Annotated in this window: 22 protein-coding genes; 12 read left to right on the plus strand and 10 right to left on the minus strand. The window is 59.6% G+C overall.

Annotated features, from left to right (window positions below; all coding sequences use genetic code 11):
• Nucleotides 1-237: 237 nt before the first annotated feature.
• A complete protein-coding gene (locus ACQZ5N_RS16950; RefSeq protein ID WP_448733577.1) occupies nucleotides 238-717 on the plus strand; it encodes a DUF2938 domain-containing protein in 480 nt (159 codons plus the stop codon).
• Between the two features lie 40 nt (nucleotides 718-757).
• Here ACQZ5N_RS16950 and ypfJ read toward each other — a convergent pair whose 3' ends face one another.
• Both ypfJ and ACQZ5N_RS16960 read right to left on the minus strand, forming a co-directional pair.
• Nucleotides 758-1690 carry a KPN_02809 family neutral zinc metallopeptidase gene (gene ypfJ / locus ACQZ5N_RS16955; protein ID WP_020809202.1) on the minus strand — a complete coding sequence of 311 codons (933 nt, stop codon included), beginning with the start codon at nucleotides 1688-1690 and terminating at the stop codon, nucleotides 758-760.
• 98 nt (nucleotides 1691-1788) lie between these two features.
• Complete coding sequence (locus ACQZ5N_RS16960) at nucleotides 1789-2277, minus strand: DUF2306 domain-containing protein (protein WP_448733578.1); 489 nt, start codon at nucleotides 2275-2277, stop codon at nucleotides 1789-1791.
• Between the two features lie 92 nt (nucleotides 2278-2369).
• Between ACQZ5N_RS16960 and ACQZ5N_RS16965 the strand changes: the two genes are divergently transcribed.
• The 3 genes from ACQZ5N_RS16965 (at nucleotide 2370) to ACQZ5N_RS16975 (ending at nucleotide 7326) form a co-directional block, all read left to right on the plus strand.
• The gene (locus ACQZ5N_RS16965) at nucleotides 2370-3191 is read left to right on the plus strand and encodes a LytTR family DNA-binding domain-containing protein (protein ID WP_448733579.1); all 822 of its coding nucleotides are present in this window, start codon (nucleotides 2370-2372) and stop codon (nucleotides 3189-3191) included.
• A 157-nt stretch (nucleotides 3192-3348) separates the two neighbouring features.
• Entirely contained in the window at nucleotides 3349-6837 is a 3489-nt protein-coding gene (gene carB, locus ACQZ5N_RS16970) for a carbamoyl-phosphate synthase large subunit (protein WP_003522842.1), read from the plus strand.
• A 300-nt stretch (nucleotides 6838-7137) separates the two neighbouring features.
• Nucleotides 7138-7326 (plus strand): type II toxin-antitoxin system antitoxin, encoded by a 189-nt coding sequence (locus ACQZ5N_RS16975; RefSeq protein ID WP_304981481.1) that lies wholly within the window; start codon nucleotides 7138-7140, stop codon nucleotides 7324-7326.
• 78 nt (nucleotides 7327-7404) lie between these two features.
• Here the strand turns inward: ACQZ5N_RS16975 and ACQZ5N_RS16980 are convergent, their stop codons facing one another.
• The 3 genes from ACQZ5N_RS16980 to ACQZ5N_RS16990 form a co-directional block, all read right to left on the minus strand.
• Nucleotides 7405-8544, minus strand: coding sequence for a GGDEF domain-containing protein (locus ACQZ5N_RS16980; RefSeq protein WP_448733580.1), 1140 nt, complete (start codon nucleotides 8542-8544; stop codon nucleotides 7405-7407).
• Nucleotides 8545-8695: 151 nt separating this feature from the next.
• Nucleotides 8696-10144, minus strand: coding sequence for a UdgX family uracil-DNA binding protein (locus ACQZ5N_RS16985; protein WP_448733581.1), 1449 nt, complete (start codon nucleotides 10142-10144; stop codon nucleotides 8696-8698).
• Nucleotides 10144-11376, minus strand: coding sequence for a putative DNA modification/repair radical SAM protein (locus ACQZ5N_RS16990; RefSeq protein WP_003522846.1), 1233 nt, complete (start codon nucleotides 11374-11376; stop codon nucleotides 10144-10146). The genes ACQZ5N_RS16985 and ACQZ5N_RS16990 overlap by 1 nt, the downstream gene beginning before the upstream one ends.
• A 221-nt stretch (nucleotides 11377-11597) precedes the next feature.
• On the opposite strand from ACQZ5N_RS16990, the gene greA reads away from it, so the two are divergent.
• Nucleotides 11598-12074: a transcription elongation factor GreA gene (gene greA, locus ACQZ5N_RS16995; protein ID WP_003522847.1), complete on the plus strand. Its 477-nt coding sequence runs from the start codon at nucleotides 11598-11600 to the stop codon at nucleotides 12072-12074.
• Nucleotides 12075-12164: 90 nt separating this feature from the next.
• Entirely contained in the window at nucleotides 12165-13220 is a 1056-nt protein-coding gene (locus ACQZ5N_RS17000) for a glycosyltransferase family 4 protein (protein WP_448733582.1), read from the plus strand.
• Nucleotides 13221-13251: 31 nt separating this feature from the next.
• Here the strand turns inward: ACQZ5N_RS17000 and ACQZ5N_RS17005 are convergent, their stop codons facing one another.
• On the minus strand, nucleotides 13252-13719 hold the full coding sequence (locus ACQZ5N_RS17005) for an Lrp/AsnC family transcriptional regulator (protein WP_448733583.1): 468 nt from the start codon (nucleotides 13717-13719) through the stop codon (nucleotides 13252-13254).
• 266 nt (nucleotides 13720-13985) lie between these two features.
• Between ACQZ5N_RS17005 and trxB the strand changes: the two genes are divergently transcribed.
• The 4 genes from trxB to ACQZ5N_RS17025 all read left to right on the plus strand — a co-directional run bounded on the left by trxB (nucleotide 13986) and on the right by ACQZ5N_RS17025 (nucleotide 18010).
• Nucleotides 13986-14960 carry a thioredoxin-disulfide reductase gene (trxB, locus tag ACQZ5N_RS17010; RefSeq protein ID WP_020811380.1) on the plus strand — a complete coding sequence of 325 codons (975 nt, stop codon included), beginning with the start codon at nucleotides 13986-13988 and terminating at the stop codon, nucleotides 14958-14960.
• A 24-nt stretch (nucleotides 14961-14984) separates the two neighbouring features.
• Nucleotides 14985-15881, plus strand: coding sequence for a LysR family transcriptional regulator VtlR (locus ACQZ5N_RS17015; protein WP_020011327.1), 897 nt, complete (start codon nucleotides 14985-14987; stop codon nucleotides 15879-15881).
• Between the two features lie 598 nt (nucleotides 15882-16479).
• The gene (locus ACQZ5N_RS17020) at nucleotides 16480-16770 is read left to right on the plus strand and encodes an ArsR/SmtB family transcription factor (protein WP_448733660.1); all 291 of its coding nucleotides are present in this window, start codon (nucleotides 16480-16482) and stop codon (nucleotides 16768-16770) included.
• A 127-nt stretch (nucleotides 16771-16897) separates the two neighbouring features.
• Complete coding sequence (locus ACQZ5N_RS17025; protein ID WP_448733584.1) at nucleotides 16898-18010, plus strand: alkene reductase; 1113 nt, start codon at nucleotides 16898-16900, stop codon at nucleotides 18008-18010.
• Nucleotides 18011-18063: 53 nt separating this feature from the next.
• Here the strand turns inward: ACQZ5N_RS17025 and ACQZ5N_RS17030 are convergent, their stop codons facing one another.
• Together ACQZ5N_RS17030 and ACQZ5N_RS17035 are read right to left on the minus strand one after the other, a co-directional pair.
• Nucleotides 18064-18453, minus strand: coding sequence for a DUF6220 domain-containing protein (locus ACQZ5N_RS17030; RefSeq protein ID WP_448733585.1), 390 nt, complete (start codon nucleotides 18451-18453; stop codon nucleotides 18064-18066).
• A complete protein-coding gene (locus ACQZ5N_RS17035; protein ID WP_448733586.1) occupies nucleotides 18453-19490 on the minus strand; it encodes an NAD-dependent epimerase/dehydratase family protein in 1038 nt (345 codons plus the stop codon). The genes ACQZ5N_RS17030 and ACQZ5N_RS17035 overlap by 1 nt, the downstream gene beginning before the upstream one ends.
• 89 nt (nucleotides 19491-19579) lie before the next feature.
• Here ACQZ5N_RS17035 and ACQZ5N_RS17040 point away from each other — a divergent pair, with 89 nt between their 5' ends.
• Nucleotides 19580-20524, plus strand: coding sequence for a LysR family transcriptional regulator (locus ACQZ5N_RS17040; protein WP_448733587.1), 945 nt, complete (start codon nucleotides 19580-19582; stop codon nucleotides 20522-20524).
• A 109-nt stretch (nucleotides 20525-20633) separates the two neighbouring features.
• Here the strand turns inward: ACQZ5N_RS17040 and ACQZ5N_RS17045 are convergent, their stop codons facing one another.
• Entirely contained in the window at nucleotides 20634-20900 is a 267-nt protein-coding gene (locus ACQZ5N_RS17045) for a DUF2188 domain-containing protein (protein WP_003522857.1), read from the minus strand.
• A 194-nt stretch (nucleotides 20901-21094) separates the two neighbouring features.
• Here ACQZ5N_RS17045 and ACQZ5N_RS17050 point away from each other — a divergent pair, with 194 nt between their 5' ends.
• Nucleotides 21095-22201, plus strand: coding sequence for a calcium:proton antiporter (locus ACQZ5N_RS17050; RefSeq protein WP_448733588.1), 1107 nt, complete (start codon nucleotides 21095-21097; stop codon nucleotides 22199-22201).
• Nucleotides 22202-22259: 58 nt separating this feature from the next.
• Here ACQZ5N_RS17050 and ACQZ5N_RS17055 read toward each other — a convergent pair whose 3' ends face one another.
• Nucleotides 22260-23462 (minus strand): pyridoxal phosphate-dependent aminotransferase, encoded by a 1203-nt coding sequence (locus tag ACQZ5N_RS17055; RefSeq protein ID WP_003522859.1) that lies wholly within the window; start codon nucleotides 23460-23462, stop codon nucleotides 22260-22262.
• Nucleotides 23463-23582: the final 120 nt, after the last annotated feature.

The raw sequence follows: 23582 nt of genomic DNA on the forward strand, positions 1-23582 counted from the left end.
CCCGAAAAAACGGCCGCCTGCCTGCATCAGCCGGGTTTGCGATGCCCGGCTGATGCATCCAGTAAACCACAAATCCTCCACACAAGCCCGAGCATGACGGAGGTGAGGTCTTGCGCCTTTCTCACCCTCATGGCCGGAGCGATCCGGCCATTTTTTTGTCCACCCTCATAATAGTCGGTTCCCGCCATTCACACGATGCGCTAGAGCTTGATCGATCATGATCATGCGGAGGGATCTATGCTGGAACTGATTTGGCGCGGCATTGCCATGGGCATTGGCGGCACCGTGTTTATGGATATATGGGCAATCGTGCTGCACCGGTTCTTCGGCCAGTCCGCGCCGAACTGGGCGCCGATCGGCCGCTGGTTCTGGCATGTGCCGAAAGGTACGATATTTCACGACAGTATCGCCACGGCTGAACCCTATGAACATGAGCTGGCGCTCGGCTGGATTTCACATTACGCCGTCGGCATTGTTTATGGCGTCATTCTCGCGCTGGTGGTTCCGGCCGCGTGGTTTGCCGACCCCTCCTTCATTGAGCCGTGGATCGTCGGCATCATAACGGTGGGCGCGGGCTGGTTCCTGTTGCAGCCGGGGCTCGGCATTGGCTGGGCGGCGTCGAAGACCCCCAACCCGAACAAGGTCCGCTTTCTCAACCTCGTGGCCCATACGGTTTTCGCCCTCGGCATGTATGCCGTGGCGCTTTTGATGCGCTAAATGAAAAGGGGGCTGAAAAGCCCCCTCTACTGTCCGGTTCTCAGATATTCGCCGAGAACGTATCGCAATCTTCGACACGGCCGCTCTGGAAACCGCGCTTGAACCATTCCGCGCGCTGTGCCGAGGTGCCGTGGTTGAAACTGTCAGGCACCACATAGCCCTGGGTCTGCTTCTGCAGCGTATCGTCGCCGATCTGGTGGGCGGCGTTCAGCGCTTCCTCAAGGTCACCGGTTTCGAGAATACCCTTCTGCTCGGTGAACTTGCCCCAGATGCCGGCATAACAATCCGCCTGAAGCTCGACACGCACCGACATCTTGTTGGCATCCACCTGGCTCATCGACTGGCGGCGGCGGTTGAACTCCGGCAGAACGCCGGTCAGGTTCTGGATGTGGTGGCCCACCTCATGCGCAATCACATAAGCCTGCGCGAAATCGCCGGCCGCGCCGAAACGCTGGTCCAGTTCCTTGAAGAAGCTGGTGTCGAGATAGACCTTGCGGTCGCCCGGGCAATAGAACGGGCCGCTGGCGGCGGAAGCATAACCGCAGGCGGAAGACACCTGACCGGAGAACAGAACCAGCGTCGGCTTCTGATAGGTCTCACCGGCGGACTGGAAAATGCCGCTCCACGTATCTTCCGTTTCGGCCAGCACGGTGCGCACGAAAGCCGTCGTCTCGTCCGATGACTGGCCTTGCGGACGCGTACCCGCCTGCTGGCCGCCGGATTGCTGCGTCGTACCGCCGCCATCCAGTGAAATATCGCCGCCCGAAAGCAGCGTCAGCGGGTTGATGCCGAGCACCCAGCTTATCAGCAGGATGACCAGAATGCCGCCAATACCGATACCGCCGCCGCGCCGCCCGATAGGCACACGCATTCCGCCACGGGAAAAAGGATCGTTGCCCGACGGCCCCGATCCCGCCGACATGCCGCGCCGGTCCTCGATATTGTCCGACTGGCGGCGCCCTCTCCATTCCATGCTATTCTCCCGGCGGATATCGCCTTAACAAGCTGCCTTATAACGGCACTATAATACATCTTGTTCCGGAAGGAAGCAGAGGCAGTAAACGGAGTCTTTCATGCGGCTCTGCGTCTTTGTTTCAACACGGTCAGAAACAGGAAGACAAACAGGAGAGCGCCGGCGGAAAAGGCCACAAATCCGGCTCTGCCATCACCAAAAGCAACCTCATGCATGATGCGGCCGGGAACGAAGGTAAAACCTCCGGCAATCACGATGCCGCCGAGATAAACGCTCTGCATGATCCGCATATGGCGTCTGATATCGCCGCGGCGCGCGAAATAGATCGATTGAAAACAGCCATATATCGTGAAGGCGGAAAGCAGGTGGATCGGGCTGAAACCGTAAAACATCCTCAATTCATGGATGAAGAACGTCGACACGGACGTCGTGACCATCAGCATCACCCAGATCTTGCCGAACAGCCGGTGGATGGCAGTTCCCTTGGGGCGCAGGAAGATGAAGGCGCCGAGAATGGCCGCAGGCACGACGGTGGCGACATGGAACTGCACGGCAAGCGGTGCGTCTAACAAAGGCTGGAATGACATGGGTGCTGTTTCGGCTCGGTTGAAATCACCGGCAATTTCGGCAAAACATGCGCTCAAGAAAAACGGATTGACGCCAACCGCAGGAAAACTTCGTGGATCACCCATATCTGCAATCCACGCTTCGTGAAATGCACGCCATTCTGCAATCGCGCAGGCTGTGGCTGACGTTTCTCGCCGTGCTGGCGATCTTCATCGTGACCGGACCTTTCGGAACGAGCGAAACCATGAGCTTCGCCGACCGGCTGCTTTACTGGACGATCATACAGGCCAGCGCCTGGACATTCGCCATATCCTTTTCCATCATCGCCAACAGCATCCTTGCCGGCAGCATCGAAAATATGCTGACGCGCATGATGATCGGCTCGCTGACGGCCGCCCTGCCGATCGGGCTGCTGCTCACCATCACGAACCGGGTCTTTTCAGGCAAGGAAATGGGTTTCGGCCCCTTTTTACAAAGCAGCCTGTCGTCTCTGCCTCTCTGCGCCATCTTCTGCCTGCTAAGTTATCTCACCGCCTGCCAGTCGCTCGAAACAGCGGCCAATGCCGCTACAGACACGGGCGAAGATACCAGACGCGAGGTAAAGGGCGTCGTACCGCTGCTGGAGCGGCTACCGCCGCAAAAGCGCGGAGAATTGCTGCGACTGTCGGTGCAGGACCACTATACTGAAATCGTCACCACGCGCGGGCATCAGCTCGTTCTGCTGCGTTTTTCCGATGCGCTGAAAGAAATAGGCCAGACGGGAGGCTTGCAGGTGCACCGGTCGCACTGGATTGCTGATGCCGACGCCGTCTCGCTGCGCAAACAGGCCGGTCGTCTGCATGTCATCACAAGAGACGGCACGGAAATTCCCGTCAGCCGCTCCTATAGTGCAGCGGTCCAGGCTCGTTTCAACGCACACGCCCCTGCCGGTTAAGAGTTTCTGTCGATTCCGGAATTTATGGGGTTCCGTTCTCAAAAACATTTGCCTATAAGCCGCTTCTAGCCTGAAAACATTTGAATTGCGCCCCCCGGCCGGTGATCCTTCACCCTGGCCGGTGTTTTGCGCAACCGAAAAGCGGAACGAGAGAGCCATGCCGAAGCGCCAAGATATCAAGTCCATCCTCATCATCGGCGCGGGACCGATCGTCATCGGTCAGGCATGTGAATTCGACTATTCCGGCACCCAGGCCTGCAAGGCGCTGAAGGAAGAGGGTTACCGGGTCATTCTGGTCAACTCCAACCCGGCAACGATCATGACCGATCCGGGCCTTGCCGACGCCACTTACGTCGAGCCGATCACGCCTGAAGTCGTGGCGAAGATTATCGCCAAGGAGCGTCCGGATGCGCTTCTGCCGACCATGGGCGGCCAGACCGCGCTCAACACCGCGCTCTCTCTCAAGCGCATGGGCGTTCTCGACCGTTACAATGTCGAAATGATCGGCGCGAAGCCCGAAGCCATCGACATGGCCGAAGACCGCGCCCTCTTCCGCGAAGCCATGGCCCGCATCGGCCTTGAAACCCCGCGCTCCATGCTCGCCAACGCCACCGAAATCAAGGATGCCGACCGCAAGAAGCACGAGGCGGCGCGCACCGAGCTGAAAGGCAAGCTTTCCGGTCCCGATCTCGACAAGGCGCTGGACGATCTCGAGAACCAGTGGAACCTTGGCGAGACCGACCGCAAGCAGCGCTACATGGCGCATGCCATGGCGATTGCCGCTCAGGCCATCGATCATGTCGGTCTGCCGGCCATCATCCGCCCCTCCTTCACGCTCGGCGGCACCGGCGGCGGCATTGCCTATAACCGCTCGGAATTCTTCGACATCGTGTCCGGCGGTCTCGACGCCTCGCCGACGACAGAAGTTCTGGTCGAAGAATCGGTTCTCGGCTGGAAGGAATATGAGATGGAAGTCGTCCGCGACAAGGCGGACAATTGCATCATCATCTGCTCCATCGAAAACATCGATCCGATGGGTGTCCACACCGGCGACTCGATCACCGTTGCGCCGGCGCTGACCTTGACCGACAAGGAATATCAGATCATGCGCAACGCTTCGATTGCGGTGCTGCGCGAGATCGGCGTTGAGACCGGCGGCTCGAACGTCCAGTTCGCCGTCAACCCGAAGGACGGCCGCCTCGTCGTCATCGAAATGAACCCGCGCGTCTCGCGTTCCTCCGCTCTCGCCTCCAAGGCAACCGGCTTCCCGATCGCCAAGATCGCCGCCAAGCTCGCCATCGGTTATACGCTGGACGAGCTGGAAAACGACATCACCGGCGGCGCGACACCTGCTTCGTTCGAACCTTCCATCGACTACGTCGTCACCAAGATCCCGCGTTTCGCCTTCGAAAAGTTCCCCGGCGCTTCCCCGATCCTCACCACCGCCATGAAGTCGGTCGGCGAAGTCATGGCCATCGGCCGCACCTTCGCGGAATCGCTGCAGAAGGCGCTGCGCGGCATGGAAACCGGCCTTACCGGTCTCGATGAAATCGAAATCCCCGGCTATGAGGAAGGCGAAGGCTCCAAGAACGCCATCCGCGCCGCCATCGGCACGCCGACGCCGGACCGCCTGCGCATGGTCGCCCAGGCGCTGCGCATGGGCATGAGCGAAGAGGAAGTCCACGAGAACTCGAAGATCGACCCGTGGTTCATCGCCCAGTTCAAGGCCATCGTCGACATGGAAGCCCGCATCCGCGAGCACGGCCTGCCGCAGGATGCCGAAAACCTGCGCATGCTGAAAGCCATGGGCTTCTCCGACGCCCGCCTCGCCAGCCTGACGTCAAAGCGCCCGAAGGAAGTGGCCGAGCTGCGCAACAGCCTGAACGTTCGTCCGGTCTTCAAACGCATCGACACCTGCGCGGCCGAATTCGCTTCGCCGACCGCTTACATGTATTCGACCTATGAAATTCCCTTCGTCGGTGCCGCCCGCTCGGAAGCGCAGGTTTCCGACCGCAAGAAGGTGGTCATCCTCGGCGGCGGTCCGAACCGTATCGGCCAGGGCATCGAGTTCGATTATTGCTGCTGCCATGCCGCCTTCGCGCTGAAGGATGCCGGTTTCGAAGCGATCATGATCAACTGCAACCCGGAAACGGTTTCCACCGACTACGACACGTCCGACCGCCTCTATTTCGAGCCGCTGACGGCCGAAGACGTGATCGAGATCATGCGCGCCGAACAGGAAAAGGGCGAATTGGTCGGCGTCATCGTGCAGTTCGGCGGCCAGACCCCGCTGAAGCTCGCAGAAGCGCTGGAAAAGAACGGCATCCCGATCCTCGGCACTGCACCCGACATGATCGATCTTGCCGAAGACCGCGACCGCTTCCAGAAGCTGCTGATGAAGCTCGATCTTGCCCAGCCGAACAACGGCATCGCCTATTCGGTCGAGCAGGCCCGCCTCGTCGCTTCGGAAATCGGCTTCCCGCTGGTCGTTCGCCCGTCCTACGTTCTGGGTGGCCGCGCCATGCAGATCATCCATTCGGAAGGCCAGCTCCAGACCTATCTGCTCGATACCGTTCCGGGCCTCGTACCCGAGGACATCAAGCAGCGTTACCCGAACGACAAGACCGGCCAGATCAACACCCTGCTCGGCAAGAACCCGCTGCTGTTCGACAGCTACCTGACCAACGCCGTCGAAGTGGACGTCGATGCGCTGTGCGACGGCGAAAGCGTCTTCGTCTCTGGCATCATGGAGCACATCGAAGAAGCCGGCATCCATTCGGGCGACTCGGCCTGCTCGCTGCCGGTCCGTTCGCTGTCGAAGGAGATCGTCGACGAGCTGGAACGCCAGACGACGGCGCTTGCCAAGGCGCTCAATGTCGGCGGCCTGATGAACGTGCAATATGCCATCAAGGACGGCACGATCTACGTTCTCGAAGTCAATCCGCGCGCCTCGCGCACCGTGCCTTTCGTGGCGAAGACAATCGGTGCGCCGATCGCCAAGATCGCCGCCCGCGTCATGGCCGGCGAGAAGCTCGATCCGGCGATTGCCGCTTACGGCGAAAAACCCGATCCGCGCAACCTGAAGCACATCGCCGTCAAGGAAGCCGTCTTCCCCTTCGCCCGCTTCCCCGGTGTCGACATTCTGCTCGGACCGGAAATGCGCTCGACCGGCGAAGTCATCGGCCTCGATACCGATTTCGCGCTGGCCTTCGCCAAGAGCCAGCTCGGCGCCGGCGTCGACCTGCCCCGCTCCGGCGCGGTCTTCGTCTCGGTGCGTGACGAGGACAAGGAAGGCGTTCTGCCCGCCATCCGCATTCTCGTGGAAAGCGGCTTCAAGGTGCTGGCCACCGGCGGCACCCAGCGTTTCCTCGCCGAAAAGGGCATCAACGCCGAAAAGATCAACAAGGTGCAGGAAGGCCGTCCGCATATCGAAGACGCTATCCGCAACCGTCAGGTCCAGCTCGTCATCAACACGACAGACAGCAACAAGGCGATTTCTGACTCGAAGTCGCTGCGCCGCGCGACGCTGATGCAGAAGGTGCCTTACTACACGACGATGGCCGGCGCGGAAGCGGCAGCGCTTGCCATCAAGGCGCTGAAGGCCGGCAATCTGGAAGTGAAGCCGCTGCAGAGCTACTTCCAGTAAGCTGCGCGAACCGCAGGTTCCAGCGCTGAATGAAAACAAAGCGCCGCGGGTCACCATGCCCGCGGCGTTTTGCATTGCGTAATCCTGCTGCAATTCATTGCCGGTATCAAAACATCAGGTTCGAACGAGGCCCATGATGTCCCTATTGCTCAATGACGGATCGCCCGCAGCCATTCGCCGCGCCGTTGCCAAAGCTCCGGTCAAACGCTCCATGAATATACTGAAGCGCCCCGCCATCGGGTCCCGGCAATGGGAACACCTTGCCCCGACAGGCCAAAGCACCGCCTTGAGGGACTGATCATGGCTGGACGTCCACCGGGACCGGAGCGGGTGGCTTTTCCGCTGCGGATCGAACCCGCAATATTGAACATGATCCGGCACACCGCGAGCGGTGAATTGCGCAGCGTCAATGCCCAGATCGAGGTTCTTCTGAAAGAGGCCCTGTCCCGCCGCGCCACGGCGGATAAAGCAGACAAGCCGCCCTTTTAGACCGAAGGGCAACAACGCGCTACACGCCACAAAAATGCGGTGCGTACCCACGGGAAAACGACGGCCCGCATCACTGCCCTATGCCGCCTGCGCCTCCCGAACGCAATTGCGCCCTTCCATTTTCGCGCGGTAAAGTGCGCGATCCGCCATTTCCGCGAGCGTCTGGAGATCGCAGCGCATCTCGCCAGTGGCGGCAACGCCGATGCTGATGGTGACGCCGACACGCAGACCGCCGCAATCGACCTCGGTTACCGCAATCGCATCGCGAATGCGCTCGCCGATCATGCAGGCCTTGCGAACGCCGGCGCCCGGCAGGTAGATGATGAATTCCTCTCCGCCGTACCGGGCCAGCACATCCCCGCCGCGGATGCTGCCGCCGATGCGCTTCGCCACTTCCTGCAGCACACTATCGCCGACGGCGTGGCCAAAACGGTCGTTGATCGACTTGAAGTGATCGATATCCAGCAACATGGCCGCATCGGCGGGATCGGGCGTCGCAGGCATGGTCTGGAAAAAGAAACGCCGATTCTTCACGCCCGTCAGCGGGTCGGTATTCGCAAGAACCAGCAGTTTTCGTTCCGACCGCTCGGCCACGAACATCATCACGAACAGGGCAATGGCGAAGTTCAGCATGATGATGAAGAAGAACGCATTGACCAGATTGATGGTGGCAAAATCGGGGAAAAGCACGCTTTTCACCACCGATAGTGAAATGAGACCGGAGACGCCGGTGATGCCACCCAGCGCCAGGCGCGAAAGCAGCGGCTCCCTGCGCCATCTGGCGAAAAGCACCGATGCCCCGGCGAGATAGGCAAGCGATGCGCAGCCGTTGAAGAGCGCCGCGCGATACGCATTATTGTCCGCCACCTGCTGCGCGACCACCATCGCCAGTACGGAGATGAGGCAGACAATGGATACGGTTCGTCGGTCGACGGAGCGTCCATCGCTCAACGCCTTCAAGCCGAGCCAGATCAGCGCGTAACCCACAATGCCGAAAACGACACTGCCGAGCCGCCACAGGGCCGGCGACAATATTCCCCATTCGCCGTAACCGGCAAGCGTGGAGCCAATCGCCATAGAGGCGAAACCCGCCGCAAGGGGGACGGGACCGCGCAAGCCGCGATTGGTCATTTTCAGATAGATAAAACTCAAAAGCCCAACGATGTAAGAACACTTTTGCATCAGTATGACTGTCGCAAGGTCGAGTTCACCCAACATGATTTGTCCATACGGTAAATAAATTCGGAGAACTTAATTATAATATTAAGTATAAAATTTCAATAAAAATAACAGATAAATAATCAGTAAATGACACTACTGCAAGTTATGGCTCGAATCCTGAATAAATCTCCAGCGCGTAAATGGAAATTTATTCGAATATTCTAATAAAACTAATATCCTTCTTGAACCGCATCATTTCCGCCTCTTTCACCTGCCCATCGGCAAGGCGCAGGAGATAGGACGGGTGCACGGTAACAAAAAGCGTTCGACCTTCCTCCATCGGCAGAGGACGGCTCCGAATCTCCGAGAGCTTTTCCTTGCCGCCGGTCAGCGCATAAAGCGCCGTTGCGCCCATGGCAACGATCAGTTTCGGTCGGACGAGCGCGATTTCCTGATTGAGCCACCAGCGGCATTGCTCCACTTCGCCCGCATTCGGCCGCTGATGGATGCGCCGTTTGCCGCGCGTTTCATATTTGAAGTGCTTGACGGCATTGGTGATGTAGAGCTTTTTACGCTCGATACCGACATCGGCAAGAGTCCGGTCGAAAAGCTGGCCGGCCGGGCCGACAAAAGGCTTTCCGGCCAGATCCTCATGATCGCCCGGCTGTTCGCCAACGATCATGATTTCCGCATCCTCCGGCCCCGCACCGAAAACCGTTTGCGTGGCGCTGCAATGCAGGGGGCAGCGGGTGCAACGGCCGGCCTCGCGCGCCAGCGACGCGAGCGTGCCGTCCGGCACGGGTTGCGGCATCTCCCGTGCAGCGACCGCAGCCTGCAGGCGATGGTGAAAAAGCTGCGGCTGGCTTGCCGCCCTGGCGGCCATCTCCAGCACCCGCGCCTCCGCGCCGAGGATGAGGTCGGGAATGAGATCGGCTTCCGGCAGGTTCTTCCAGTATTTCTTCGGCATCTCCGCCGTCATGGCTTTGATCTTGAGGCGCGCCGGATTGAATATATTGGCATAATAGGTCCGCCAGAGTTCATCCGTCTCGTCCGTCAGATCAGGCTTCGCCGCCGCCTCCCGTGAGGTTTGCAGCTCGCTTCCATCCCATCGGGCGGACCCTTTCGGCGTGGCGATCAGCCAGTCCATATCGGTAAACCGTCGCTGGAAAAACGCTGCCGTTCGCTCGACGATGAAATGATCCGGCTCGAACCAGGCCACGAACCGCCGTCGCCCGCCCTGCCCCTGCGGCAAGAGCAATTCCTTGAAACGGACGAAGGCCGTCATCTTGTGACAATCCCGGCGCACCGATTTCTCGAGCAAGCGGGCCTCTGCAACATCCGGATCGGACTTGAACTGCAACAGGGCGCGATCCCGCTTCAGCCGCCACAATAACCGGTAAAGCAACGCAAACCGGCCGGGATCGCCATGGCAGATGACGGCCTGCGCCAGCGCCACGAACGAGGCCGGAACGGAAACCTGCCCATTGCCGGCATCGACGGTCGGCAATGACTCACCGGCGAAATCCAGCAGCCCTGCCCCGTCATCCCGCAACCGCCAGTCAATCGTCTCCGGCGGAATATCGGCGGCAAGGGCCGCACGCGCGGCATCGCGCCACTCGCCGAAATCGCCCCGCCCTTCCAGAACCGGGCCATACATCACAACAGCGATAATTGTTCGGGCTGCGGTGCAAACATCGCCCGCAAATCCGGCCTCTCGGTCAGCTTGCCCGGTGTCCAGCCCTCGGCGACGATGAAAGCCTTCACCTTTTTCAGGGAAACGCCGAAACGCGCGATATCCTCCAGCCGCAGCCGCCGGAACCGCCGTGACGATAGAACGGAGGCCACCGTCTTGGTGCCGAAACCGGGCACACGCAGCAGCATTTCCCGATCCGCCGCATTGACGTCCACCGGGAAACGGTCGCGATGTTTCAGCGCCCAGGCGAGTTTCGGGTCGATATCGAGATCAAGCATGCCGTCACCCCCGATTGCCGTTATCTCGCTGATATCGAAGCCATAAAAGCGGTAAAGCCAGTCGGCCTGATAAAGCCGGTGTTCCCGCATCAGCGGCGGCTTGATGAGCGGCAGGTTTTTCGACGAATCGGGAATGGGGCTGAAGGCCGAATAATAGACGCGTCGCAAACCGTAACTGCCATAAAGCCGGGCGCTGGTGGAGAGAATGGTGCTATCGTCCGCGCCATCCGCCCCCACGATCATCTGCGTGCTCTGCCCGGCCGGCGCAAAGCGCCTGGTCTTGCGTGTCCGGACGGTCGGCTCCCCGGCCTCCTCGATCTTCAGGCGGATATCGGCCATGGAGCGGCGAATATTGACGGGCTGCTTTTCCGGCGCGAAACGGCCAATGCCGCTATCGGTCGGCAATTCGATATTGATCGAGAGACGATCCGCATAGAGCCCTGCCTCCTCGATGAGCCTGGGCGATGCTTCGGGAATGGATTTCAGGTGGATATAACCGCGAAAACCATGGGTAACCCGCAACTCCCGCGCCACGCGCACCATCTCCTCCATCGTATGATCGGAGGAACGGATGATGCCGGAGGACAAAAACAGCCCTTCGATATAGTTGCGCCGGTAAAACTCCAGCGTCAGCCAAACCACCTCTTCCGGCGTGAACCGCGCCCGCTCGACATTGCTGGAGGAACGGTTGATGCAATAGGCGCAATCATAGATGCAGAAGTTGGTGAGCAGGATTTTCAAAAGCGAAATGCAGCGCCCGTCCGGCGCATAGGCATGGCAGATGCCCGACCCTTCCGTGGAGCCCAGACCGCCCGATGCTGCGGAGTTGCGTTTTGTCGTGCCGCTGGATGCGCAGGAGGCATCGTATTTCGCCGCGTCTGAGAGAATGGCCAGCCGTTGCCTGATCGACTTCTTCATGGGTATGTTCACTATATGTTCCATAGACGAATGTCAATGAAATAGGGTAAGATATTGATTAAGTGAGGAAATATGCGCACCTCAAATTTGCTGGCATTTCGCTGTCGTCTTCTGATATAGTCGGCTCAGTTATGATTTTGGCATGGTTCCGGAGTTCCCCTCCGGAACCTGTTTCTTTTTGTGTCTGCAAGTAACGCGACCGGAATGCGAAGGATAAAAAAATGGTAGAAAAAGTACCGATGACTCAGGGTGGATTCGTCAAGCTGCAGGAGGAGCTGCGCTGGCGCCAGCAGGAGGAACGCCCCCGTATCATCGAGGCGATTGCGGAAGCGCGCGCCCATGGCGACCTTTCGGAAAACGCCGAGTACCATGCTGCCAAGGAAGCACAGAGCCACAATGAAGGCCGCATCACCGAACTCGAAGACCTGACCGCACGCGCGGAAGTCATCGATCTCTCCAAGATGTCGGGCTCGAAGATCAAGTTCGGCGCCACCGTGAAGCTGGTGGACGAGGATAGCGACGAGGAAAAAACCTATCAGATCGTCGGCGACCAGGAAGCCGATGTGAAGGCCGGCCGCATCTCCATCTCCTCGCCCATCGCCCGCGCCCTCATCGGCAAGGAAGTCGGCGACAGCATCGAAGTCAACGCTCCGGGCGGCGCCAAGGGCTACGAGATTCTCGCGGTTCAGTGGGGCTGATGCCCTCACATGCAATGCGCCCCATGCGGGCGCATTGCTTTTCTTGACGTCTTCATTCCCCCGAATTAGCCGCAAAGACGGAAGCCCATCTTGTCCCACGTCAGTCTGAAAGATGTGCAGGTGCTTGCGCCGAACTTCAAACGCAGGCTCTCCGGCGTCACCTCCACCATCGTTCAACTTATTCCGGTGCAGAACCGGCTGGGACAGAAGGTGGCCGTCATCGGCCCCGGCCTGCCGCCGCATCTGCCGCATGTGCGCTTCCGCGATCTGTGGCGGCTCTGGCAAAACGGCCCGCAGGGTGGCCCGCGCATCTGGCATGCCCGGCGCAACCTCGAAATGTTGCCGGGTCTTTTCATGCGTGACGTGCTGCGCATGAAGGTGAAGCTGCTGTTCACCTCGGCCGCACAGAGGCGGCATTCCGCCTATACCCGGTTTCTGATTTCGAAGATGGACGCCGTGGTTGCGACCAGCACCCGCTCCGGCTCGTTTCTGGAAGTACCCCATCGCGTTGTCATGCATGGTGTCGATACCGACCTGTTCCATCCGGCAACCGGCCCGGAAGACGCAATCGCGGCAACCGGCCTGCCGGGACAATATCTCATCGGCTGCTTTGGACGGGTGCGCCACCAGAAGGGCACCGATCTCTTCGTGCGCGCCATGATCGAGCTTTTGCCCGCCCATCCGCAATGGACAGCCATTGTTTCCGGCCGGGTAACGGCGGAACACAAGGCTTTTGCCGAGGCACTCGGGGCCGATGTCAAGGCCGCCGGCCTTTCGGACCGCATCGTGTTTCAGGGTGAGGTGGACGACATCAAGCCCTGGTACCGGCGGTTGACGCTCTATGTCGCCCCATCCCGCAACGAAGGTTTTGGCTTGACGCCGCTCGAGGCCATGGCATCGGAAACGGCCGTCGTCACCAGCACCGCCGGCGCCTATGAGGAAATGATCGTCAGGGGCGAAACCGGCGCAGTCGTCGAGGCGGGTGACTATGCATCGCTCAGGGATGCGATAAGGACCTATCTTGCCGACCCGGCTCTGGCCGAGAGCCATGCAAAGGCCGGCCTTTCACATGTACGCAGCACATTTCCGCTTGAGAAAGAGGCCACGAGTCTCGGCGAAGTCTATGAGGCTTTGCGGCGCGGGTAACGCGTCTTAAGGTCACCGCAAAGCCTGCCGCTCAGATTTCCACGAGACCGACGCGCTTGACCTGCCGGATGGTGAGCATGGTGCGCACCGTATCGACGTTTTCGTCCGCCGTCAGAACCTCGATGACGAAATCCTGAAACTCGGTCAGGTTCTTCGCCACGCAGTGCAGCAGGAAATCGCTTTCGCCCGACACCATCCAGGCCTGCCGCACCAGCGACCAGCCGGCGGTTGCCGCCGCAAAAGCCTTCAAATTGCTGTCCGCCTGGCGCTTGAGACCGACCATGCAGAAGGCGACGAGATCGAAACCGAGCTTCGGCGCGTTCAACATGGCGTGATAACCTTCGATCACGCCCGCCTCTTCCAGCTTGCGGACGCGCCGGAGGCAGGGCGGCGCGGAAATACCGACCCTTTCGGCCAGTTCCACATTGGTCATGCGCCCGTCGCGCTGCAATTCGCGCAGGATTTTCAGATCGATGGCATCGAGTTCGACGCTGGTCACGGAGGAGTACCTCGTTAAGCTGTGGAACTTCCTTGTACTATTCGGCGCGGGATTCGCAACATTATGCCACCGCCCGGTCACAAAATTGCGCGCGCATCCACAACTGCCTTGTTGGTAACGCAAGGCTGCCCTTGAATAAAGACACTAGACAACCTTAAATACCGGGCAACGAAGGGGTTGTGGCCTGTCCGCCGTCATGCGGCTCCAGGGCCCGGTGCCGAAAGGCGCTGCCAGGGAAAGGCCCCGTTATTGAAAGGAACGCTTCCATGTCTGCCCGCCACACGAAGGTATTGATCATCGGCTCCGGTCCCGCCGGTTATACCGCGGCGATCTACGCGGCCCGCGCAATGCTGAAACCCGTGCTGATCGCCGGCATGGAACAGGGTGGCCAGCTGATGATCACCACCGATGTCGAGAACTATCCGGGCTTTGCCGATCCGATCCAGGGTCCGTGGCTGATGGACCAGATGCTGAAGCAGGCAACGCATGTGGGCGCGGAAATCGTCAGCGACCTCGTCACCGAAGTTGAAACCAACGTACGGCCTTTCGTCGTCAAGACCGATTCCGGTCAGGTCTGGACCGCCGATACGCTGATCATCGCCACCGGCGCCAAGGCCAAGTGGCTCGGCATTGAGAGCGAGCAGCATTTCCAGGGCTTCGGTGTTTCCGCCTGCGCCACCTGCGACGGTTTCTTCTATCGCAACAAGGATGTGATCGTGGTCGGCGGCGGCAACTCCGCCGTGGAAGAAGCGCTGTACCTCGCCCATATCGCCAAGTCGGTCACCGTCGTTCACCGCCGCGATAGCTTCCGCTCGGAAAAAATCCTACAGGAACGTCTGTTCGCCAAGGAAAACGTCAAGATTCTCTGGAACACGGAAATCGCCGAAATTACCGGCGCGCCCGCAAAGCCGCCAATGCCGCCTTCCGTCTCCGGCGTGAAGCTGCGTGACACCAAGACCGGCGCGATCAGCGAATTCCCCATCGACGGCGTCTTCGTCGCCATCGGCCATGCGCCGGCAGTCGAGCTGTTCAAGGGCAAGGTGAAGCTGAAAGACAACGGCTACATGTGGACCGCCCCCGATTCCACGGCGACCGACGTGGAAGGCATTTTCGCGGCTGGCGACGTCACCGACGACATCTACCGTCAGGCGATCACCGCCGCCGGCATGGGCTGCATGGCCGCGCTGGAAGCGGAACGTTATCTCACCGCGCATCAACCGCTTGCTGTCGCAGCGGAATAACCGAAAGGCAGGGTAGGCATGGCAATGCCATTGGACTGGGATAAACTGCGCATTTTTCATGCGGCTGCCGAAGCGGGGTCTTTCACCCATGCTGCCGACAAGCTGCATTTGTCCCAGTCGGCCATCAGCCGTCAGGTCAGCGCGCTGGAGCAGGATGTCGGCGTCAAGCTGTTCCATCGCCACGCTCGCGGTCTCATCCTCACCGAACAGGGCGAGTTGCTATACCGCACCGCCCATGACGTGCTGCTGAAGCTCGAAACCGTCAAGATGCAGCTCACCGAAACGACGGAGAAGCCAAGCGGCAAGCTGCGCGTGACGACGACCGTTGGTCTCGGCCAGGGCTGGCTGACGGACAAGGTACAGGAATTCCTGCAGCTCTATCCGGAAATGTCGATCCAGCTCATCCTCGACAATGAGGAGCTGGACGTGAACATGCGTCACGCCGATTGCGCCATCCGCCTGCGCCAGCCGCAACAGTCGGACCTCATTCAGCGCAAGCTGTTCACCGTGCACATGCACGTCTATGCCGCGCCGTCCTACATCAACCGCCATGGTGAGCCGCAGTCGATCGAGGATCTCGACAATCACCGCATCATCTCCTTCGGCGAACCGGCGCCCAACTATCTGCTGGACGTTAACTGGCTGGAAAATGCCGGACGTTCTTCCGACAATACGCGCACGCCGCATCTGCAGATCAACAGCCAGACCTCGATCAAGCGCGCCTGCCTGTTGGGAATCGGCATCGCCTGCTTGCCGGATTATATCGTCGGCCGCGATCCGGGCCTTATCCAGCTATCGCTCGCCGCAGATATTCCGTCCTTCGATACCTATTTCTGCTATCCCGATGAGATGAAAAACGCTGCAAAGCTGAAAGCCTTCCGTGACTTCATCGTCGCAAAGGCGCGGAACTGGAACTTCTGACGTTAAAATAATCGGCGTTCGGTTATAGTCTTTAAATTTCAATAACTTATATGGCGCGACACCCGAGCGGCGCACCTGCGCCGCCCGGGAGCATTGCGCATAAAATATACCGGAAATATCGAGGGCTGCGTGGTGCGCATGCCTGACCTGCACAAAAAAGAGTTGTTTCGTGCACAAAAAAGCACCATATCGCTCTCAGCTGATGCACACGGTGGCTTTTCCTCCCAGTTCCACCGCATCAGCTGTTCCCCTCTGGAGGTTTTTGACCTTCACACTTAAAGGGCCCTGGATCCATCCGGCGGCCCTCTTTTTTTACCCGCAAGAATTTTCTCCGAATTGGCGAAATATCGCATGATGCAACCTTGTTTTGCATTATTCCCACACCCATATTTTAGTCAGCTGTCACGCTCGCCCAAGGCACGCGACAGCTGTTCCCCTCTGGAGGTTTTGACCTTCAAACTTATCAGGCCGCGGAGATATCCAGCGGCCTTCTTTTTTGGAAATGCCTGCCCGCCCCTCGATCCTCACAGAGACGTGACTTGTATATCGATAATGACCGATATAAATATCGGACATGCCAGATATTGAAGAAGCGCCGATGAACCCGGAGGAAATCCTCAAAGCCCTTTCGCACCCCGCAAGGCTGAAATTCCTGGAATGGCTGAAGTCTCCGGAAAGTCACTTCTGCCAGGAGCATCCCCTCAGCATGGGTGTATGCGCCAACCAGTTTCAGATTAGCGGCCTGTCGCAATCCACCGTCTCGTCGCATCTGGCGGTGTTGCAGGCAGCCGGCCTCATAAGGTCGAAAAAGGTCGGGCAATGGGTGTTTTTCGAACGTAACGAGGAAACCATCGACGCCTTCCGCAATTATCTGCGAGCCAATCTCTGAGCCTCCCAAGCTTTGAGCCTCGGGGTGTCGGACCGGAAACCGCAAGGCGGTTTTCATTCCGGCACCCAGACAGAAAGACAGCGCGTCCCCCGCGCAATTTCGCCAACCGACCAGAAAGTGAAGTCGCATGACCAGTCTTTTCGAACCGGCACAGGCCGGCGATATCGCACTCGCCAACCGTATCGTCATGGCTCCCCTCACCCGCAACCGTTCGCCGGGCGCCATTCCCAACAATCTCAACGCCACCTATTACGAGCAGCGCGCCACGGCCGGGCTGATCGTCACCGAAGGCACGCCGATTTCTCAGCAGGGTCAGGGTTACGCTGACGTTCCCGGCCTCTACAAGCGGGAAGCGATCGCGGGCTGGAAACAGGTTACCGATGGCGTGCATTCGGCCGGTGGCAAGATCGTCGCACAGATCTGGCATGTGGGCCGCATTTCCCACACCTCGCTGCAGCCGCATGGCGGCCAGCCGGTCGCGCCTTCCGCCATTCCGGCCAAGTCGAAGACCTATATCATCAATGATGACGGCACCGGCGCTTTTGCCGAAACCTCCGAGCCCCGCGCGCTCACCATCGACGATATCGGCCTCATCCTCGAGGATTACCGCAGCGGCGCCCGCGCAGCACTGGAGGCCGGTTTCGACGGCGTCGAAATCCATGCCGCCAATGGCTACCTGATCGAGCAGTTCCTGAAATCCAGCACCAACCAGCGCGCGGATGATTATGGCGGCTCTATCGAAAACCGCGCCCGCTTCCTGCTCGAAGTTGTCGATGCGGTGGCGGAAGAGATCGGCGCAGGCCGTACCGGCATTCGCCTCTCGCCCGTAACCCCCGCCAACGACATTTTCGAAGCCGATCCGCAGCCGCTTTATAATTACGTGGCGGAACAGCTCGGCAAGCGCAATCTCGCCTTCATCCATGTCGTTGAAGGCGCAACCGGCGGCCCGCGCGATTTCAAGCAGGGCGACAAGCCTTTCGACTATGCCGCCTTCAAGGCCGCTTATCGCAATGCCGGCGGGAAGGGTCTGTGGATCGCCAATAATGGCTACGACCGTGAGAGCGCCATCGAGGCGGTTGAAAGCGGTAAAGTCGACGCCGTGGCTTTCGGCAAGGCCTTCATCGCCAATCCGGATCTGGTGCGCCGCCTGAAAAACGACGCGCCGCTCAACGAACCGAACCAGCCGACCTTCTATGGCGGCGGAGCCGAAGGTTACACCGACTATCCGGCGCTTGCCTGATAAAGGATAAAGCAAAGACGCCGCACTGCCCGAAAGCGGTGCGGCGTTTTCTTTCAGCGCAGGCTTCGCGCCTGCCGCGCGGCAAAATCGGAAAACGCACCCATGACGAAGGCGTTGGGCACATGCAGCGCCTGCAGGAAGCCATAGCCCGTTTCCCGGCCGATGCTCATCAGGGCCACCTGAAGACAGTAAAGACCAAGCAGGACCAGCGTGCGGGCAAGGTTCGGCCGCAGATCGTCATATAGAGAAGCGAGAACCGCCAGCGACAGGATTGGAACGGCGATCAGAAAGCCGAGCCCCTTGTGCAGCGAAAGCAGCGATCCATCGTAATAGATCGACAGCCCGGCCAGCAGCACCTGCGCGAAGATCAGCACCGGCACGCTTGCCGAAATCACGGCAAACACGCGACGCCGGGCCGACATCCCATTCGCAACCGCGGCCATCACACCCTGCCCCCGGCATCGGCCGGATGCGGAAGGCTCGACGGCTGCGGCCTCTGTTCAAGGCAGCCGAGGCTCGCAAGCGTCGTCGCTACCGCGATGTCGAGCGATGTTCTGGGTTCCGTTCCGAGGAAATCTGTCAGCCTGCGATTGCTCATCCGGATCGGCATCTGCCAGAGATATTGCATTTCCAGCACTTCGCGGAACAGGGGAACGAAGGGAGCGGCCAATTTGATGCCCGACCAGGATAGCTGCCGCCTCTTGACCGGATGCCCGACAACCCGCTCGATGGCTTCAACCAGTTGCAGCCCGTCGAAATCCCAGAAACCTTCCATGTGATAGACGGCGAAAGCCGGAAGCTCGCCTGCGCGGTCCAGCAGCCGGCCAATGGTTTCCGCGACATCCGGCAGATAGGCCCATTGATGCCCGGCATAGGGCGCGGCGGGATTCTGGACACTCCGGACCGGCTTTCCGGGCTTCACCAGCATCTGCGAAAACCAGTTGTTTCTCGCGTCCGGCCCAAAGAAATCCCCGGCGCGGACGATCAGCACCGGCACGCCGCGCATCGACGCCATTTTCAGCCGCCGCTCCATCTCCACACGCAATGCGCCCTTGCGGGTAAAAGGCTTTTGCGGGCTGTCTTCCGTCAGAAGCGGAAAGGCGTCCGGGCCGAAATTATAGACGCTGCCCGGAAAGACGATCCTCGCCCCGCAGGCCTCGGCGGCGGCGATGCTATTGTCGAGCATCGGCAGCACCTGGCTTTCCCAGTTGCGATATCCGGGAGGATTGACCGCATGGACGATGAGGCTCACGCCTTTTGCCGCATCCATCACATCCTGCCGGTTCATGGCGTCCCCGGTCACACGTTCGACGCCGTCCGTGGCGCCCGTTGACGTCCGCTGGCGCGTCATCGCCCTCACCCGCCATCCCCGTTGCTGCAGCATTCTGGAGACCTGACTGCCGACACCGCCATTCACCCCCAAAATCAGGGCCAGAGGCCGTTCATTACGCGCTGTATTTGCGTTGTTTTCATATATCATCGCCGTACTCCTTGTTGTGGGCTGGAGTATCGTCCCGTTCCGCGATATACGAAATTATCGAAATGAGTGGAGCAGCTATACAAAATCTTATGACCAGAAACCGTGACATCAGCTGGGATTTCTATCGCACCTTCCTCAGCGTGCTGAGCGACGGTTCGCTGTCCGCGGCCGCCCGCGAGCTTGGCATCACCCAGCCGACGGCAGGACGTCATATCGGCGCGCTGGAAGAGGCCGTCGGCTTTCCGCTGTTCATCCGCTCGCCGCACGGGTTGATGCCGACGGAAGCAGCGCTTGCGCTCCGCCCCTATGCGGAAAATCTCGCGGCGACGACCGCCGCCCTCATGCGCGCGGCCTCCGGCGAAGTCGGCAAGATCGAAGGCACGGTGCGCATCAGCGCATCCGATATCATCGGCGTGGAAATGCTGCCGCCGATCATCACGGCCATGCAGGAGGTTCACCCGCGGCTTGAGATCGAGCTTTCGCTCTCCGATACGCTGGAAGACCTTTTAAGGCGCGAGGCGGATATCGCCATTCGCATGACCGAACCGCAGCAGGATGCGATCGTGATGCGTTATATCGGCAATTTCCGTCTGGGATTTCATGCGACTCGCGACTATCTGGCAAGAGCCGGCACCCCGAAGAACATGGAAGATCTGAACCATCACCGGATGGTCGGTTTCGACCGCAAGACGCCTTTCATCCGGGCGGCCATCCAGCGGATGCGCTCGCTCGATCCGGACATACCCGATATTGAGGAAATTTCCTTTGAAATCCGCGCCGACAGCAATCTCGCCCAGCTTGCCATGATCCGCGCCAGCGCAGGCATCGGCGTCTGTCAGATCGGTCTGGCACGCAAGGACCCCCGGCTCGTTCAGGTTCTTCCAAAAATCGACATCCCGCTCCATACCTGGGTCGCGATGCATGAAAATCTCAAGACCTCGCCGCGATGTCGTGCCGTGTTCAGCGCCCTCGTCGAAGGCCTCAAGGGTCATCTTAAAGAAACCGATCCAGGCGCCCCGCCGAAACGGCGCTAATGCCGATCCCGCATCGATGCCACGCAACCCTGCATCCGCAACTGCCTGAAAGAGGCCGGCGGAATACGCAAAGTGATCCCGGCGTTGCTGGAAATCCACGGGTCGCCGATCAAAACGGTCTGGCCTGCTGCGTCGTCTTGTCGACCACCTCGGCTTCCGGCCGGTCGCCACCCTGGCTGTATTCTTCATGCCAGTGGCCGCTCTCATCCTGATAGCTGATTTCCTCGTCATCGCCCCCCACCTGCTGTTCGGCGGCAACGATGCGCGCAGCTTCGACGGCATCCGCATAAGAAGGGAATGTTTCGGAATAAGCGCCGTTCATGCGGTAGGCGAAGCCTCCGTCATGTTCGACAATTTCATATACCACTTTGGTCATGCATGGTCCTCCTGTCTCGGTAGGCGACATGGCAACCACAACCGCGTTTCAAGCATTGCACCCGATGGGACACCGCGGCATGAGCAGCATGTCCTGCAACACCACTATCCTACCAAAAGCATTCAAGCGCAAATCCTGCTTGATCTGGGGGACGATACGTCACAGCCTGAGCCGATCAGGGGGAAGGGAAATCGATGGCGGGTTCTATTCTGAAACAGGAGCGCATGCTGCTGCTGGCAATACCGGCGGCAATCGTCGCCTATCTGGCCGAACATGCAATATTCGAAGCCGGAAAAACGGCGGCGCTTATCGCCGCAGTCGCGCTGATCGGGCTCATCGTCCTGGTCTCGATGCGAGTTGCCCATCACGCCGAAATCCTCGCCACCAAGGTCGGCGACCCTTACGGCACCATGATCCTGACGCTGTCGGCCGTCGCGGTGGAAGTGCTGATCCTCGCCATCATCATGAGCGAATCCAGCTCGCCCACTCTGGTGCGCGATACGATCTATTCCGCCGTGATGATCGACATCAATGGCATTCTCGGTCTCGCGGCGCTGCTCGGCGGTCTTCGCCACGGCGAGCAGCCCTATAATGACGATTCCGGCAAGACCTATGGCGTGATGATCCTCACCGCCATGGGTATTTCGATGATCGTGCCGGAATTCATCCCCAATGAAAGCTGGCATGTCTACTCCGCCTTCACCATCGTCGCGATGATCGCGCTTTATGCCCTGTTCCTCAAAATGCAGGTCGGCCCGCACAGCTATTTCTTCAGCTACGCCTATCCCCGCAAGGCGCATCCGGCCGGGCAGGCATCGGACGGCCATGCGGAAGAGGAGGACGAAGGCAGCGTATCGCTCTCCATCGGCCTCATCATCACTGGCGTGGTGCTGATCGGTGTGCTGGCGGAATTCATGTCGGCCTTCTTAAGCGAAAGCCTCGAGGGCACCAGCGCGCCGCAGGCGCTGATGGCGGTGGTGGTGGCGACCATCTCGGCATCACCGGAAATCCTCACCGCGCTTCGGTCCGCCTTGCGAAACCGCATGCAGGCCGTGGTCAATATCGCCATGGGCGCGTCGCTGTCGACGGTCATCCTGACCGTGCCCGTCATGGAGGGTATAGCGCTTTATACCGGCCAGCCTTTCATCATGGCGATGACGCCGGTTCAGACCGTCATGGTTTTCATCACCCTCATCGCCGCGGCCATCAATCTCAATGACGGCGAGACCAACGCGATCGAAGGAATGACGCATTTCATTCTCTTCGCCACCTTCATCATGCTGCTGTTTCTGGGGCTTTGACCAAAACGAAAAAAGCCCGGCATCGCTGCCGGGCTTCTTCATTTGAGATCACAACCGATCAGCGGCAATCGGCGCAGAAGCGCTGGATGCGCTTGCAGGCCTCTTCCAGCAGCGCCTCCGACGTGGCGTAGGAAATGCGGAAGTTCGGGCCGAGGCCAAAAGCCGATCCCTGCACGACGGCGACGCCTTCGGCTTCCAGAAGCTCGGAAACGAAATCCGTATCCGTCTCGATGACCTTGCCCGACGGTGCGGTCTTGCCGATCAGGCCGGCGCAGGAAGGATAAACGTAGAATGCGCCTTCCGGAGCCGGGCAGCTGATGCCCTTTGCCTGGTTGAGCATGGAAACGACGAGATCGCGGCGGCCTTCGAAGATTTTCTTGTTGGCCGGAATGAAATCCTGCGTGCCGTTCAAGGCTTCGACGGCGGCCCATTGCGCAATCGAGCTTGCGCCCGAGGTCTGCTGGCCCTGGATCATGTCCATGGCCTTGATCAGCGGCAGCGGGCCAGCAGCGTAACCGATACGCCAGCCGGTCATGGCATAGGCCTTGGAGACGCCGTTCATCGTCAGCGTGCGGTCATAGAGCGAAGGCTCGACTTCAACCGGCGTGACAAATTTGAAATCGCCATAGGTCAGGTGCTCATACATGTCGTCCGTCAGCACCCAGACATGCGGATGCTTGACGAGCACGTCGGTTAGCGCCTTCAGCTCGTCATGCGAATAGGCGGCGCCCGACGGGTTGGACGGCGAGTTGAACACGAACCACTTGGTCTTCGGCGTGATCGCCTTTTCCAGCGCTTCCGGCTTCAGCTTGAAATTGTCTTCCAGCGTGGCGTCGACGAAAACCGGCGTACCGCCGCAGATCGCCACCATTTCCGGATAGCTGACCCAGTAGGGCGCCGGAATGATGACTTCATCGCCGGGGTTCAGCGTGGCCATGAAGGCGTTGAAAAGAATCTGCTTGCCGCCCGTGCCGACAATCGTCTGCTCCGGCTTGTAGTCCAGGCCGTTTTCACGCTTGAACTTGTCGGCAATCGCCTTGCGCAGTTCCGGAATACCCGAAACCGGCGTGTATTTCGTTTCGCCGCGCTTGATGGCGTCGATGGCCGCTTCCTTGATATTTTCGGGCGTATCGAAATCCGGCTCGCCGGCGCCAAGGCTGATCACATCGCGGCCCTTCGCTTTCAGCTCACGGGCTTTCTGGGTAACGGCGATGGTGGCGGATGGCTTTACGCGGGAGAGAATGTCGGCAAGGAAGGCCATTTTTAATCGGTCCTATTGGGGTTGACATCAGCAGAGGTTGGAAAACTTGTCATCTGCGGCATTTTCTATGTCGAAAGACAGGCCTTCTTTCAAGGTCAAAAGCCGGCTTATGTGCTGCAT

The sequence above is a fragment of the Agrobacterium sp. 22-221-1 genome (genome assembly GCF_053522445.1).

What these genes read in the sequence shown, in the direction of transcription:
- ACQZ5N_RS17045 (WP_003522857.1), bottom strand. Translation starts at nt 20,900, where the DNA reads ATGACCAAAGTGGTATATGAAATTGTCGAACATGACGGAGGCTTCGCC.
- carB (WP_003522842.1), top strand. Translation starts at nt 3,349, where the DNA reads ATGCCGAAGCGCCAAGATATCAAGTCCATCCTCATCATCGGCGCGGGA.
- ypfJ (WP_020809202.1), bottom strand. Translation starts at nt 1,690, where the DNA reads ATGGAATGGAGAGGGCGCCGCCAGTCGGACAATATCGAGGACCGGCGC.
- ACQZ5N_RS17020 (WP_448733660.1), top strand. Translation starts at nt 16,480, where the DNA reads ATGAACCCGGAGGAAATCCTCAAAGCCCTTTCGCACCCCGCAAGGCTG.
- ACQZ5N_RS17015 (WP_020011327.1), top strand. Translation starts at nt 14,985, where the DNA reads ATGCCATTGGACTGGGATAAACTGCGCATTTTTCATGCGGCTGCCGAA.
- trxB (WP_020811380.1), top strand. Translation starts at nt 13,986, where the DNA reads ATGTCTGCCCGCCACACGAAGGTATTGATCATCGGCTCCGGTCCCGCC.
- ACQZ5N_RS17050 (WP_448733588.1), top strand. Translation starts at nt 21,095, where the DNA reads ATGGCGGGTTCTATTCTGAAACAGGAGCGCATGCTGCTGCTGGCAATA.
- ACQZ5N_RS16980 (WP_448733580.1), bottom strand. Translation starts at nt 8,544, where the DNA reads ATGTTGGGTGAACTCGACCTTGCGACAGTCATACTGATGCAAAAGTGT.
- ACQZ5N_RS17040 (WP_448733587.1), top strand. Translation starts at nt 19,580, where the DNA reads ATGACCAGAAACCGTGACATCAGCTGGGATTTCTATCGCACCTTCCTC.
- greA (WP_003522847.1), top strand. Translation starts at nt 11,598, where the DNA reads ATGGTAGAAAAAGTACCGATGACTCAGGGTGGATTCGTCAAGCTGCAG.
- ACQZ5N_RS16985 (WP_448733581.1), bottom strand. Translation starts at nt 10,144, where the DNA reads ATGTATGGCCCGGTTCTGGAAGGGCGGGGCGATTTCGGCGAGTGGCGC.
- ACQZ5N_RS16950 (WP_448733577.1), top strand. Translation starts at nt 238, where the DNA reads ATGCTGGAACTGATTTGGCGCGGCATTGCCATGGGCATTGGCGGCACC.
- ACQZ5N_RS17055 (WP_003522859.1), bottom strand. Translation starts at nt 23,462, where the DNA reads ATGGCCTTCCTTGCCGACATTCTCTCCCGCGTAAAGCCATCCGCCACC.
- ACQZ5N_RS17030 (WP_448733585.1), bottom strand. Translation starts at nt 18,453, where the DNA reads ATGGCCGCGGTTGCGAATGGGATGTCGGCCCGGCGTCGCGTGTTTGCC.
- ACQZ5N_RS16960 (WP_448733578.1), bottom strand. Translation starts at nt 2,277, where the DNA reads ATGTCATTCCAGCCTTTGTTAGACGCACCGCTTGCCGTGCAGTTCCAT.
- ACQZ5N_RS16990 (WP_003522846.1), bottom strand. Translation starts at nt 11,376, where the DNA reads ATGAAGAAGTCGATCAGGCAACGGCTGGCCATTCTCTCAGACGCGGCG.
- ACQZ5N_RS17025 (WP_448733584.1), top strand. Translation starts at nt 16,898, where the DNA reads ATGACCAGTCTTTTCGAACCGGCACAGGCCGGCGATATCGCACTCGCC.
- ACQZ5N_RS17035 (WP_448733586.1), bottom strand. Translation starts at nt 19,490, where the DNA reads ATGATATATGAAAACAACGCAAATACAGCGCGTAATGAACGGCCTCTG.
- ACQZ5N_RS16975 (WP_304981481.1), top strand. Translation starts at nt 7,138, where the DNA reads ATGGCTGGACGTCCACCGGGACCGGAGCGGGTGGCTTTTCCGCTGCGG.